The organism is Bacillus sp. GC_Bacil_1, assembly GCF_026540675.1.
In the GTDB taxonomy this organism is placed as follows: Bacteria; Bacillota; Bacilli; order Bacillales; family Bacillaceae_G; genus Bacillus_A; species Bacillus_A cereus.
On record NZ_JALNUG010000006.1, the window covers coordinates 16,565 to 31,560 of the forward strand.

Consider the following 14,996-nt stretch of genomic DNA (forward strand, 5'->3'; position numbering starts at 1 on the left):
AATAGTGTTTTTCGCTTATCTTTGTGCGATTGGAACATACACTTGATGCGTTGGTCCATTATAATCAGCACGCGGACGGATTAAACGGTTGTTTTCATATTGTTCTAGAATATGAGCTAACCAGCCTGACATACGGCTAATTGCAAAAATAGGTGTAAATAAGTCATGGTCAATTCCTAAACAATGGTATACAGAAGCTGAATAGAAATCGACATTTGGTGGAAGACCTTTTTCTTTTGTTACAATGTCTTCAATTTTGATAGACATATTATACCATTTGTCTTCTCCTAAAAGCACGCATAATCTCTTAGACATTTCACGTAAGTGTTTTGCACGTGGATCACCTTGCTCATACACACGGTGGCCAAAGCCCATGATTTTCACTTTATTTTGAAGAGCATTATGAATATATGACTCTACATTTTCTTCTTCGCCAATTTCAGTTAACATCTTCATTACATTTTCATTTGCCCCACCGTGAAGAGGACCTTTTAATGCACCGATTGCTGCTGTAATACCAGAATATACATCTGACAGTGTAGCTACGCAAACACGTGCAGTAAATGTAGAAGCGTTTAACTCATGATCTGCATGAAGTACAAGTGCCTTATCAAAAGCTTCAATTTCAACTTCATTTGGCTCGCGATCATTTAACATGTACAAGAAGTTTGCAGCTAATGATAAATCTTTTCTTGGCTCAACAATATCTAAACCTTTACGGATTCTCGCGTAAGCAGCAACTAAAGTTCCCACTTGAGCCTGTAATTTAACCGCTTTCAAATAATTAGACTTTTCATCCATAATTTCAGCGCTCTCATCGTATAATGATAGCATGGAAATTGCAGTTCGTAAAACAGACATCGGATGTGCAATTTTTAAATCTACTTGTTTCAAATATGTTAAAATCTCACCTGGAACTTTATAGTATTCAGATACAATTTCATTAAATTCCGCTAGTTCTTTTTCATTAGGAAGCTTGCGGTGCCATAATAAGTACACTACTTCTTCAAACGTAGCATTCTCAGCTAAATCATCAATATTATACCCAACATAAGTTAATGTATCATCAATAATAGAGCTCACAGATGATGTTGTTGCTACTACCCCTTCTAAACCTCGAATAACAGTCATGACATTCTCTCCTTTTCCTGAAAATTCTCCCAACCTTGCTCCTTATATCTATTTGCTCCCCTTATGAATTATGAACGCCCGTTCACTCTTTAGGCAAGCAAAATGCACGATCATGCAAATTTGTTGCGATGTTCCCCTCTTATTGTCCATTGTTTACATGGAAAGCATGAGCGTGAATGTCTCCCCGAATCCTCACGCTCAAAACAACAAGTTAGTGAGGAAAATACATTCCGAAGAGTTTTATGATAAAAACAACATAAAACAATATCATTATAAAATTGTTTTATGTTGTTTTTATTTTATCTGGTGTAAAGTCTCTGCTGTTATGTAACTTTTCAAAGTTTCTAATCCTATTATAAACAATTATCTGACTTTTGTGAACAGAAAGAATTCAAAAATTTTATATTACTATAAAATTCCTTATTTAAACATTTGTATAATACTCATAACCGCATAGGCAATTCCAGCCCCAATTAACGGACCAACAGCAACCCCATTAAATAGCGCAACCGCTATAATTGTCCCAAAAACAAGCGCAGTTGTAATGTGAGGATCCGTTGTCAACAATTGTACGCCGCCTTTCGCTAACAAAGCGACCGCTACACCTGAAGCTAAAGCAATCCACGCATAATAAGATTTTGCCGCTTCTCCAAGTTGTTTAAAACCTATTTCCCCCGTCGCAATCGGTACGAGCACCGCTATTGTAATGACCGTTACACCTAGGTTAATTCCTTTCGTTTGTAGATAAGGAAAGACCTTATCTCCTAAAAACGTAAACTTCAATAAAAATAACACACCAATAGCCACAGTAAGCGATTGGTTTTTCGCAATAAGTCCTATAATAAGTAGTATGAATAAAAATAACGTTGACTGACTAATCATGTTTGCACTTCCTTTCTGAAAATAATGAACTCATTTCCAAACAAAAATACCTTTAAACCTATCGTTATACATGATATATCGATGCCTATTCAACATGAATCACTTCATTTTTTATGTATTTTAAAATGATAAATTGAGACTTTCACCATCAAAATTTAAGCATGTATACATTTTAAAAACGGGCGTCTCTTCTTTCTTTTCTAATTAGAAACAGGTAAAATAAAAAGAAGAGAAAATGAAGTTTTTACCATATAGTAGAAGCATCAACACAAAGCTTTCACAGTCACTCACATACTGAAAAAGCAGGAAAAATCCATCATTCCACTATAACATAAAGTGAAACTTTAATCAGTGGGGCACACTCGTTATAAGTTGAACGAATTAGGATAATCCAAATTGGAATGGGAGGTATACATCTTTGAACCGAAACTTACTATATATGATATTGCGACTCATATTTGTCATTGTAGCAACGGTAGCTGGGTTCTATGTATTACTATACATGTCAGGGCTTATCTATCCTTTTATTATCGCTTTTGCATTTGCTTATTTGATTAATCCTGTCGTCAATTTCCTTAATCAAAAACTACAATTTCCTCGCGCACTAGCAGTACTCGTTAGCTTAATTCTCGTATTTGGAGCTATCGTCGGACTTGTTACATATCTTGTGACTGAAGCAATATCTGCCACAACATACTTACTACAACTTGTTACAGTAAAGTTTCCAGATATCGTTACATTCGCTCAGCAATTTGCACTTAATCATATTATGCCTCTCTACGATGATTTAATCTCTAAATTTAATCATCTTGGAGAACCACAGCGCTATACAATTACACAAAACATCCAAAACTTAGGAACAGAAGCAACAACACAAATGAAAGAACTTTTAACCGCCATTATAAGCGGGTTAACGAATTTCATTAGTGCACTGCCAACAACGTTAACTGTCCTTGTATTCATTTTATTAGCCACTTTCTTCATTAGTTACGATTGGCACCGTCTTGCTCAGAAAGCAAGAAATTTGCTACCGAATCGTGTACATGGATACGGAAAAACTATTTTTGTCGATTTAAGAAAAGCTTTGTTTGGTTTTGTGAAAGCACAACTTACACTCGTATCTATGACAACCGTCATTGTACTGATCGGACTTTTAATATTACGCGTACCATACGCCATTACTATTGCGATTATTACAGGAGTTGTAGATTTACTACCCTATTTAGGAACAGGCGCGGTCTTCGTTCCGTGGGTTATATACGTATTTTTCACTGGCGATACCGGATTCGCCATTGGCCTTCTCATTTTATACATCGTCGTGATTGTCCAAAGACAAATTATGGAGCCGAAAGTACTTTCATCTAACATCGGTCTCGATCCATTAGCAACACTCGTCGCTCTATTTGTCGGCTTTAAGCTTTTTGGCTTTTTAGGATTAATCATCGGTCCAGTCACCTTGGTACTACTTAATACATTACACAAAGCTAATGTCTTCCATGACTTGTGGAAATATATTAAAGGTTCACCTTCAAAATAACAGTTTCTAATTCATACAAAAAATCAAGCTATAATCAGTGGGAAATTCCCACTGATTATTCCTTTTACCTATTTCCCACACTACTCACACGCAACAAGAGAATTACCCAGAAACAGGATAATCCTCTTGTTTTTTTGCATAAAAAAACACATATTCTAGCTAAAAATACATTTTTATTCTATTTTACCTATAATTATTACTTACATTTATTACTTTTTATGTAAATGAATAAATATACAAAATAGCATAAAATAGGGCTTCAACTAACAATCCCCACCTTTTATATTAATTCTTTACACCAATCGCTCCTTTATATACGAAAGCAAAACTTTAATTTGGCTGCATTTCACACCATCTTATTCATCCAAATTAATAGCACTAAAAATCACACGTTTAATCGAAGCACAACAAGAGTTCAAACGAAAATTATATAGCAAATATAATAAGCGGACGTTTCGTTCATCCCCCCACATCAAACACTTACGAGCATCCCAGCTTTGAGATAGAAATTCCACACCCCACAAATAACGCGGTAAAACAAAGCTTCAATCAGAAAGTTCCTCCCCTCTTACAAGACAAAAAAATAGCACTTAGATCGTTATAATCTAAGCGCTACTTCTGAATGATAATAGTAGAGTTCTTTCTAAACTTCCATTCCATCCACTTCATAACAAGCGGCTTCAATAAAGCTCTCGTAATAGGGATCACGCAGATAAACCCTAGCACATCTGTCACATAACCAGGAAGCACTAAGAGAATACCTCCTACAAATACAAAAATACCATCTAGTACTGCCTCACCTGGCATTTCCCCTCTATTCAACTTAGATTGAATCTCTCCAAGCACTTTAAATCCTTGTCTTTTCGCCAAATACACACCTACTACACCTGTAAATACTATCATAGCGAACGTAGACCATAAACCTATTACATGACTTGATCCGATTAAGACCGTAATCTCAATCGCCGGTATTAAAATAAACAAGAATAGTAACCACTTCATAGTTCTACACCTCTCTCACAACTCACTTTTAACGCCCTCACAAAGCCTATATACATCATATGAAATATAATACCCTTTCATATTAAAACCCATAACAAACAGCTTTTAAAAGCAATTCTAGGCGTTTTAAGCTAATTCTATCTCGTTTTTGTGTAAAAAAAAAGAGAAGGACTCCGATCCTTCTCTCCGTATTACTTATAGCACTTCCGCATGTCCATTATAAACAATTCCGCGTGCTGCATCAACTGTTACTTCTTGGCCATTTTTTAAAGTTGCTGTTACGCCGTTTACACCAACGATAACAGGAATACCGATTGATACGCCTACAACAGCTGCATGGCTTGTTAAGCCACCTTCTTCTACAACTAAAGCAGCAGCTTTTTCGATTGCAGGAATCATATCTTTATCAGTGCTTGTTGTAACAAGGATATCACCTTCGTTTACGTTCGCTACAGCTTCAGCAGCTGTTTTTGCTACAACTACTTTACCTTTTGCAGCTTTACGACCGATCCCTTGTCCTTTAGCAACTTCTTCACCAACAACGTGGATTTTCATTAAGTTTGTTGTACCAGTTTCAGCAACTGGAACACCAGCAGTAATTACTACAGTATCTCCAAGGCCGATTAGACCTGCATCCATACCTGTTTGAATTGCTGTATCTAACATTTCGTCAGTTGAAGCTGCGCGCTTCTCAGCCATAAATGCTTGTACACCCCAAACTAGTGCAAGACGACGTCCTACTTGCTCGTCAGATGTTACAGCTACGATTGGAGATTTTGGACGGTATTTAGAGATCATTTTCGCAGTATGTCCACTTTCTGTTGGAGCTACGATTGCAGCTACATCAAGAGCAAGTGCTGTATGCGCAACAGATTGGCTAATTGCATCTGTAATTGTTGGAGTGAACTCTTTAATACGTTTTTTGAACATATCTTCGTATTGTAATGATTTTTCAACACGTACTGCAATGTTAGCCATCATTGTTACTGCTTCTACCGGATATTGACCAGCAGCTGTTTCACCTGAAAGCATGATTGCATCTGTACCATCGAAGATTGCGTTAGCTACGTCACTTGCTTCCGCACGAGTTGGACGTGGGTTACGTTGCATAGAGTCTAACATTTGTGTCGCAGTAATAACTGGTTTACCTAACACGTTACATTTTTTGATTAGACGTTTTTGTACTAATGGTACTTCTTCTGGTGGAATTTCTACACCCATATCACCACGAGCTACCATTAAACCGTCAGAAACTTCTAAGATTGAATCGATGTTGTCGATACCTTCTTGGTTTTCGATTTTCGGTACGATTTGGATGTATTGAGCGCCATGCTCTTCTAATAATTCACGGATTTCTAATACGTCAGACGCTTTACGTACGAATGAAGCTGCGATGAAATCAACTTTTTGCTCGATACCGAAGATGATATCTTTTACGTCTTTTTCAGTGATACCAGGAAGCTTAATGCTTACGTTTGGTACGTTAACACCTTTTTTATTTTTTACAGTTCCGCTGTTAAGAACTTTTGTACGGATGTTTCCATCAGCTTTTTCGATTACTTCTAGTTCGATAAGACCGTCATCGATTAGAATGCGAGAACCTGGGTCTACATCGTCATAAAGACCAGCATAAGATACAGAGAACTTCTCTGCAGTACCTAATACTTGCTCAGTAGAAAGAACTACTTCTGCACCTGTTACAAGCTCAGCTTGTCCGTCTACGAAGTCGTGAGTACGGATTTCTGGACCTTTTGTATCAAGTAAGATACCAACTGTTTTACCAGTTTTCTTTGAAGCTTCACGAATGTTTTTAATACGAGCTCCGTGCTCTTCATGGCTACCATGAGAGAAGTTTAAACGAGCAACGTTCATACCTGCTTCGATTAATTGCTCTAATTTTTCAATACTTTCACTAGCAGGACCTATAGTACATACAATTTTAGTTTTACGCATATTGCACCTCCGAAAATTATGAAACCGTTCCCAAATATCTGACATTACGCCGATTAGATGGATAATTCTTTAGATAATTGATACATATCTTTATCGATTGTATGCTTTTGAGCTAACGCTTCGATAATATCATGATCAACAAGTTTGTTATCTTGAATACCTACACAACGTCCACCTCTACCAGCAATTAATAATTCAACTGCTCTTGCGCCAAGACGACTTGCTAATACACGGTCTTGTGCACTTGGTGATCCACCACGTTGTACGTGACCTAATACAGTTACACGAGTATCAAAGTTTGTTGCTTCTTCAATGTGCTTACCGATGTCAATTGCACTTCCAACACCTTCAGCTACAACGATAATACTGTGTTTTTTACCACGTTCACTACCACGCTTCAGACGAGCGATAACATCATCCATGTCATACTCTTCTTCTGGAATTAAGATTGTTTCTGCACCATCAGCTAAACCAGCCCATAATGCGATATCACCAGCGTGACGTCCCATTACTTCGATAACATATGTACGTTCATGAGATGTAGCTGTGTCACGGATTTTATCAATTGCATCAATAACAGTGTTTAAAGCTGTATCGAAACCAATTGTGAAGTCTGTTCCAGGAATATCATTGTCGATTGTACCTGGTACACCAACACATGGGAATCCTTGTTCAGTTAATTTTTTAGCGCCTTGGTAAGAACCATCTCCACCAATAACAACAAGTCCTTCGATACCATGTTTCTTTAATTGCTCGATACCTTTTAGTCGTACTTCTGGGTCTTTAAACTCAGGACATCTTGCTGTATATAATTTCGTACCACCGCGGTGGATAATATCGCCAACAGAACCAAGTTCTAATTTTTCAATGTGACCAGAAATTAATCCAGCGTATCCATGGTAAATACCATATACTTCAATATCATGGAAAATCGCTTTACGAACAACTGCACGAATGGCAGCATTCATACCAGGTGAATCTCCACCACTTGTTAATACACCAATACGTTTCATTTGTACTCACCTCATAAAGATTATTTGCCTTATAATAAAATAACACGAAAAAATATAAAAACACAATGGAGAAGATGTGTCTTTTCATAATAAAAACGTGCATTCGCGAAGAGGAACGCACGCTTTTCTTATTTTATCCCAATGGAAGCGTTTGAAAACGAAACTTGCCCAATTTTCATATATTTTTCATAACGTTTTTCGATTAATTCATCTTTCGAAATTCCGTTTAATTGTTCAAAAGTTTTTCTAATCATTAAGTCTATATTTTCTGACTGTTTCAAAATATTACGGTGAGCTCCACCTTTTGTCTCTGGAATAATTTCATCAATTACACCTAATTCTTTCAAATCTGCTGCTGTAATTTTCATTGCCTCTGCAGCTTCCTTTGCTTTTCCTGCATCTTTCCAAAGAATTGCCGCTGCACCCTCTGGTGTAATAACAGAATAAGTGGAATTTTCTAGCATATGAATGTAATCTCCTACTCCAAGACCTAGCGCACCACCACTACCGCCTTCACCGATAACGATACAAATAACTGGTACCGTTAAACCTGCCATCTCAAATAGGTTGCGGGCAATAGCTTCACTTTGTCCACGTTCTTCAGCTGCTTTACCAGGATAAGCTCCCTTCGTATCGATGAAACAAATAATAGGACGATTAAACTTTTCCGCTTGTTTCATGAGACGCAGTGCTTTTCGATATCCTTCTGGATGAGGCATTCCAAAGTTACGGCGAATATTTTCTTTCGTATCTTTTCCGCGCTGATGCCCAATTACAGTTACAGGCATCCCTTTATATTTCGCAATGCCGCCGACAATCGCTGCATCATCGCCAAATAGACGATCTCCATGACATTCGAAAAAATCAGTAAATAAGTGCTCAATATAATCGAGCGTTGTCGGTCGTTCTGCATGACGAGCAATTTGAACACGGTCCCATACTTTTAGATTGCCGTATATATCTTCCTCTAAATTTTCTAGCTTTTCTTCCAAAATACGAATCTCCTCACTGAAGTCCATCTGGCTGTTTTTCGTATAGTCTTTCAGTTCACGAATCTTATTTCTTAGCTCAACAACTGGTTTTTCAAATTCTAGCTCTGCCATACAGCCATTTCCCCTCCTTGATGAACTTCTAAAATCTTGCGAAGCGATTCTCTCATATCATCACGATGCACCACCGCATCTAATTGACCATGATCTAGTAAGAATTCTGCCGTTTGGAAATCTTCCGGTAGTTTCTCACGCACCGTTTGTTCAATTACACGTCTACCAGCAAATCCGATAAGTGCACCTGGTTCTGCAAGATTATAATCACCAAGTGAAGCGAAACTCGCTGAAACCCCGCCCGTCGTTGGGTGAGTCATCACAGAAATAAATAACCCTCCTGCATTACTATGCTTTTTCAAAGCTACGCTTGTTTTTGCCATTTGCATTAAACTTAATATCCCTTCTTGCATACGGGCACCACCCGAAGCAGTAAAGATAATAAATGGAACTTGTAAGTCGTACGCCTTTTCAACCGCACGGGCGATTTTTTCTCCTACTACAGAGCCCATGCTCCCCATTCGAAAACGAGAATCCATTACTGCAACAACAACAAGCATGTCATCAATTGTTCCTTCACCAGTTACAACCGCTTCGTTCAATTCAGTCTTCTTACGATCGCTCTCTAGTTTCTCTTCATAACCTGGAAACTCGAGTGGATTTAATGAAACCATTTCTTTGTCATACTCACGGAATGACCCTTCGTCCAATATACTATCAAGACGTTCCCATGCATTCATAGGATGATGATATCCACAATTCACACATACTTTTAAATTTTTTAGAAGTTCTTTCGTATACATGATTTTTTTACATTCCGGACATTTTGTCATAACGCCATCTGGCACATCTTTTCGTACTTGTTCTGAAGGTATTGCAGCGTACTTTTTCTTTTTCACGAATAAATCTCTTAGCACAATTTGACCCCCTTCGTTGAGAGCTAAGGTTAGCGTAAGAAGAAAATGGGGCTAACACCAAAGTTTGATGTTAGCCTTATCTTCTCAATCTGTCTAATAACCTCACTCTTTACGTTTAACTTTAACCGCTACGCGGTAGAATGTTTGTCATAACGTGTCATGGTCATTTCGACAAATTTTATACATTACGAGTGAAACTGTATATTCTCTACTAATTCATCGTAAATTTTTAGTGCATCATTTTCTTGTTTTTCTTCCAAAGTAGCATAAAGCTTTCTATACATATCGATAGAATCTCTTGAAACTTTACAAGAAAGAGTTGCTACGTAATCATTTACGATCATCCAAATGCGATATAGTAAATAATTATCAACTTGTTCAATAAGTGTTTTAAAGAACGTTTGATGAAGCGTTGGGATTGAGCTTTCATTTTCTTCAAGTACTTGGTGTAATCTACTTAGTACTTTAGAAAACGTTTCTTTCGGTAAATTACATACAATTCGAATCATATCTTTCTCAAGCAATCGTTTTGTTTGTAATAAATCACGAATCGTTTTCTCATCTTGCAGTAAGAACGGAGCAATTAATTGTACAAGACCGTTATCATAAAAGTTTCGAATAAACGTCCCTTCACCACGTCTCGTTTCAATCAATCCTACCAGTTCTAAAGCACGCAATGCTTCTCTTACAGAGGAACGTCCTACGTTTAAGCGTGAACTTAACTCACGCTCAGACGGCAAACGATCCCCCGCTACCAATCCATCCTCTTCCATAATGGAACGGATTTTTTTTACAATTTCGAGATATACTTTTGTATTTGATGATGTCAATGGAAATTCCTCGCTTATTCTTTACCAATCAGCGCTAATTGTTTTGTTTTTTCAGCGATCTCATTTGGATCTACTTGACGGCGAGCTACTCCTGTCTCCATTGCTGCTTTTGCAACGTAAGCCGCTACTTGAGGCGCTACACGCGCGTCAAATGGTGCTGGAATGATATAGTCTGCATTTAACTCATCTTCTGCTACAAGCTCAGCAATAGCCTGTACAGCTGCCATCTTCATTTCTTCGTTAATTTGTGTCGCATGTACGTCAAGTGCACCGCGGAAAATACCAGGGAACGCCAGTACATTATTTACTTGGTTCGGGAAGTCAGAACGACCTGTTCCAACCACAGCTGCGCCCGCTGCTTTTGCCAATTCTGGCATAATTTCTGGAACTGGATTTGCCATTGCAAAAATAATCGCATTGTCATTCATTGTACGAACCATCTCTTCTGTTAATGCACCTTCTGCAGATACACCAATAAATACGTCCGCACCTTGTACAACATCAGCTAAAGAACCTTCTATACGATTCTTATTTGTATATTTTGCAACTTCATCCTTCACCGGATTCATACCTGTAGGACGACCATCATAGATTGCCCCTTTACGGTCACACATAATAATGTCGCGTACACCATAGCGATATAAAAGTTTAATAATTGCAATACCTGCTGCACCTGCGCCATTTGCGACAACTTTAATGTCAGACATTTTCTTTCCAACTAATTTCAGTGCATTTACAAGACCTGCTACTGTTACGATAGCTGTTCCGTGTTGATCATCATGGAAGATAGGAATATTTGTTTCTTTTTTCAAACGCTCTTCAATAATGAAGCAGTTTGGTGCTGCGATATCTTCTAAGTTAACGCCGCCAAAAGTTGGCTCCATTAATTTTACAGTTTCAACAATTTTATCTACATCGTTTGTATTTAAGGCAATCGGGAATGCATCTACACCAGCAAAGCTCTTGAATAATACAGCTTTACCTTCCATTACTGGAAGAGATGCTTCAGGTCCAATGTTACCAAGACCAAGTACAGCCGTTCCGTCTGTCACAACTGCTACCATATTTCCCTTCATCGTATATTCATATACCTTACTTTTATCGTCATAAATTTCTTTACAAGGTTCTGCAACCCCTGGAGAATATGCAAGACTTAAATCTTTTGCATTTTCTACTTTTACTTTTGATACAGTTTCTAATTTTCCTTGATGCACTTTATGCATGTGAAGTGCTTCTTCACGAAGTGTTGACAAACTATCCACTCTCCTCAAATTATTCTTGCTGATATCAATTTCTCCAAGTGGTCTGACCACGAACACTACTACTATAATAATCGAAGTGTAGGGAAATTGTCCATTATATTTTCACAACTACATTTTCTTCCCCGACAATTTCACGAAGTGCTCCTAAACATTCTTCACTTGGATGAATCGATAAACTCCGAGATAATTGTACCATTTTATGTTCCTTTTCATAATAAATTAGTACTTTCGCAAAACCTGAATAGTCGAACAATATTTTCGTAACCTGATTTAAAAGCTTTTTCTCATACTGAGACGGCAATTTCACGTAAACAGATGCATCTTTCTTTTCTTCATAAACATCCATTTCCTCTAGCGGATATAGTCCATTTACAATCCATTGCAGCTTATGATTTCTTAGCTCAATTGTACCGTCAACTAAAACAATTGCTCCTTCTTGTAACTTATCCGAGAAATGTATATACGTTTCCGGGAAGAGGACCGCTTCCATTTCATCATTTTGATCACAGAATGTAATAAATGCCATCTTTTGAAACTTTTTCGTACGAATCACTCTCACACTTGTTATATACACAATAGCTCTTTGTACTTTTTTCTTGTGTCGCATCGCCTGAGCGAGAGATGGAATTTCTAATTCTTTTGCTAACTTTACATACTGCGCAGTCGGATAACTTGATAAATAAAAGCCAAGTGCTTCTTTTTCTTTATTTAGTTGTTCAATAAAAGATAGCTCTTCTCCTTGTACGTATTTTGATTTTGGAACAGCATCCCCTAAATCACGCGCGAGATTTGCGTACTCCAACGCCCCTTTAAGACTTTTCCATAAATTTGTTCTCGAAACACCAAAATCATCAAAACATCCCGACCAGACGAAAGCTTCTAAATTGCGCTCTGTTACAAACTTTGACGGCATACGGAGACAAAATTCAAATAAATCTTCGAACATTTTTTTCTCTCGTTCTTCTAATAATGCCGTCACTGTAGCCATTCCAATATTTCGAATCGAAAGTAAACTGTAACGTATCGCATTCCCCTCTATTTGGAAGTTGTAACCACTTTTTTGAAGAGACGGCGGCAAAACATGAAAACCCTTTCGCTTCGTTTCTCGTATATACTGTACAATTTTATCTTCATTTCCAATTGCACTTGATAATAGTGCCGTCATAAATTCCAGCGTATAGTTCGCTTTTAAGTAGGCAAGCTGATATCCGATCATACTGTAAGCTACAGCGTGACTTCGGTTAAAACCGTAATTCGCAAATCTTACAATTAAATCATAAATTTTCTCAGCAGACGTCTCATCGTAACCATTTTGCAAACAACCTTGGACAAAATGCTTGCGTTCCTGATCTAAAATATCACGATTCTTTTTACTCACTGCACGGCGCAGTAAATCTGCTTCACCAAGCGAAAACCCTGCTAACTTCGATGCAATTTGCATAATTTGTTCTTGGTATACAATGACGCCGTATGTTCTTTCTAAAATTGGCTTTAAATCCGGATGTAAATATTCAATTTTTCTTTTTCCATGTTTCGATTCAATAAAGGTCGGTATCTGTTCCATCGGTCCCGGTCTGTATAATGAGTTAACAGCTACGATATCTTCAAACTCATTCGGTTTTAACCCGCGAAGTACATTTCGCATACCACCTGACTCAAACTGGAATACACCTGTTGTATCCCCTCTCCCTAATAATTGGAACGTCTTTTCATCTTGAAGAGGTAAGTTTCTTATATCAATTTCTTTCCCTGTTTTGTTCGTGATAAATTTTACAATATTTTCAAGTAACGTTAAATTACGTAATCCTAAAAAGTCCATCTTAAGCAACCCAAGTTCTTCTAGCGCATCGGCTGGATATTGCGTAACATAAACATCGTTATGTCCTTCTTGAATTGCTACACTGCCTGTTAGCGGTTCTTGACTCATAATAACGCCAGCCGCATGAATAGACGTATGACGTGGTAAACCTTCTACACGTTTTGCGATTTCAAACACACGCTCATGCAGAAGATTCCCTTGTATAAACTCACGAAGTGATTGTGATCCTTCATATGCATCTTTTAACGTTATACCAAGCTTTGATGGGATAAGTTTTGAAAATATATCAATATCTCGCGGCGGAAGCCCCATTACGCGGGCAATGTCTCTAATTGCCGCTTTTGCTGCAAGCGTACCAAACGTTACAATTTGCGCAACACGGAGCTGACCGTATTTATCTTTCACATAGCGAATCATCTCATCACGTCTTACGTCTGGAAAATCAATATCAATATCGGGAAGCGTCACACGTTCAGGATTTAAAAACCTTTCAAATAATAGATCGTATTCAATCGGATCAATATCTGTAATTTCTAATACGTATGAGACGAGTGAACCAGCTGCCGATCCACGACCTGGTCCTGTTAAAATATGATTTTCATGTGCATACTTCATAAAATCCCATACGATGAGGAAATAATCACTAAATCCCATACGAGAAATAACATTTAATTCATGATTTAAACGCTTTATATGCACTTCTTTCGGCGCACCATATCGTTTCCGCAAACCTTCTTCACAAACACGACGCAAGTATATATCACTCGTTTCATTAGACGAAACAGGAAACTTCGGAAGTTGATTTACATGGAACGGTATTTCTACTTGGCAACGCTCTGCAATTTTCATTGTATTTTGGATTGCTTCCGGCGCATGGGAAAATAGTGCTTCCATTTCATCCGATGACTTTAAATAATATTGATCTGTTTTCAGCCTCGGCCTATCTGGATCAGTCATTTTCGTTCCACTTTCAACAGATAGTAAACATTCGTGAACAAGTGCGTCACTTTGATTGATATAGCGCACATCGTTTGTTGCAACGACTGGAATATTAACCCTACTAATAAATTCAGGTAGTTTCTCTTGTAAAAGCAACTCATCTTGAATCGCATGATGCTGCAAACTCATATAAAAATGGCCGAACATATTTTGATATGTGCGAGCTACTTCTTCAGCCTGACTCTCATTGTCTTCTAGTAATAATTGCTCAATTTCGCCATCTTTACCTGGTGAAATAGCAATTAATCCTTTCGCATAATGCGCAAGCCACTTCTTAGGAATACCTTCTTTGGATTTTGTCATAATACTGCTAGAAATCTTTAATAAATTTTGGTAGCCTATTTCATTCTCAGCAAGTAATACAAGCGGATAAGACCTTTCTTCTTCTTCACTAAAAATAGAAGCGGTTAATCCAATAACAGGCTGTATACCATGTTTCTTACATGCTTTATAAAACGGAATAACGCCATACATAACATTTTCATCCGTAATAGCCAGCGATGAAAAACCAAGTTCTTTCGCCCTGACTACAAGCTCATCAATTTTACAAGCACTTTTTAATAAACTAAAAACGGTTTGACATTGTAAATGCACAAACTTCACTGTTG

The 14,996-nt window shown here is 37.7% G+C and carries 11 protein-coding genes; 1 reads left to right on the top strand and 10 read right to left on the bottom strand.

Translation table 11 applies throughout. The features are described from left to right. Positions 1-15: 15 nt before the first annotated feature. Positions 16-1,164 (bottom strand): citrate synthase, encoded by a 1,149-nt coding sequence (gene citZ / locus OXT04_RS11030; RefSeq protein WP_000503651.1) that lies wholly within the window; start codon positions 1,162-1,164, stop codon positions 16-18. 387 nt (positions 1,165-1,551) lie between these two features. Then, a complete protein-coding gene (locus tag OXT04_RS11035) occupies positions 1,552-2,013 on the bottom strand; it encodes a DUF441 domain-containing protein (RefSeq protein WP_000625507.1) in 462 nt (153 codons plus the stop codon). Between the two features lie 418 nt (positions 2,014-2,431). Between OXT04_RS11035 and ytvI the strand changes: the two genes are divergently transcribed. Next, the gene (gene ytvI / locus OXT04_RS11040) at positions 2,432-3,550 is read left to right on the top strand and encodes a sporulation integral membrane protein YtvI (RefSeq protein WP_001081389.1); all 1,119 of its coding nucleotides are present in this window, start codon (positions 2,432-2,434) and stop codon (positions 3,548-3,550) included. A gap of 612 nt (positions 3,551-4,162) precedes the next feature. On the opposite strand, the gene OXT04_RS11045 is transcribed toward ytvI, so the two are convergent. From OXT04_RS11045 to dnaE, 8 genes are all read right to left on the bottom strand, one after another. Further along, the gene (locus OXT04_RS11045; RefSeq protein ID WP_000871631.1) at positions 4,163-4,552 is read right to left on the bottom strand and encodes an FxsA family protein; all 390 of its coding nucleotides are present in this window, start codon (positions 4,550-4,552) and stop codon (positions 4,163-4,165) included. Between the two features lie 195 nt (positions 4,553-4,747). Further along, positions 4,748-6,505 carry a pyruvate kinase gene (gene pyk, locus OXT04_RS11050; RefSeq protein ID WP_001232667.1) on the bottom strand — a complete coding sequence of 586 codons (1,758 nt, stop codon included), beginning with the start codon at positions 6,503-6,505 and terminating at the stop codon, positions 4,748-4,750. Between the two features lie 53 nt (positions 6,506-6,558). Beyond that, complete coding sequence (gene pfkA / locus OXT04_RS11055) at positions 6,559-7,518, bottom strand: 6-phosphofructokinase (protein ID WP_000821158.1); 960 nt, start codon at positions 7,516-7,518, stop codon at positions 6,559-6,561. A gap of 128 nt (positions 7,519-7,646) precedes the next feature. Beyond that, on the bottom strand, positions 7,647-8,621 hold the full coding sequence (gene accA / locus OXT04_RS11060; RefSeq protein WP_061660088.1) for an acetyl-CoA carboxylase carboxyl transferase subunit alpha: 975 nt from the start codon (positions 8,619-8,621) through the stop codon (positions 7,647-7,649). Further along, positions 8,609-9,478 carry an acetyl-CoA carboxylase, carboxyltransferase subunit beta gene (gene accD / locus OXT04_RS11065; RefSeq protein ID WP_000942856.1) on the bottom strand — a complete coding sequence of 290 codons (870 nt, stop codon included), beginning with the start codon at positions 9,476-9,478 and terminating at the stop codon, positions 8,609-8,611. Before accD ends, accA begins: the two co-directional genes overlap by 13 nt. A gap of 185 nt (positions 9,479-9,663) precedes the next feature. Next, positions 9,664-10,308, bottom strand: a complete 645-nt coding sequence (locus OXT04_RS11070) for a FadR/GntR family transcriptional regulator (protein WP_000204444.1) — start codon at positions 10,306-10,308, stop codon at positions 9,664-9,666. A gap of 14 nt (positions 10,309-10,322) precedes the next feature. Next, entirely contained in the window at positions 10,323-11,531 is a 1,209-nt protein-coding gene (gene ystJ / locus OXT04_RS11075; RefSeq protein ID WP_161114790.1) for an NADP-dependent malic enzyme, read from the bottom strand. A 133-nt stretch (positions 11,532-11,664) separates the two neighbouring features. Beyond that, the gene (gene dnaE, locus OXT04_RS11080; RefSeq protein WP_267414500.1) at positions 11,665-14,991 is read right to left on the bottom strand and encodes a DNA polymerase III subunit alpha; all 3,327 of its coding nucleotides are present in this window, start codon (positions 14,989-14,991) and stop codon (positions 11,665-11,667) included. Positions 14,992-14,996: the final 5 nt, after the last annotated feature.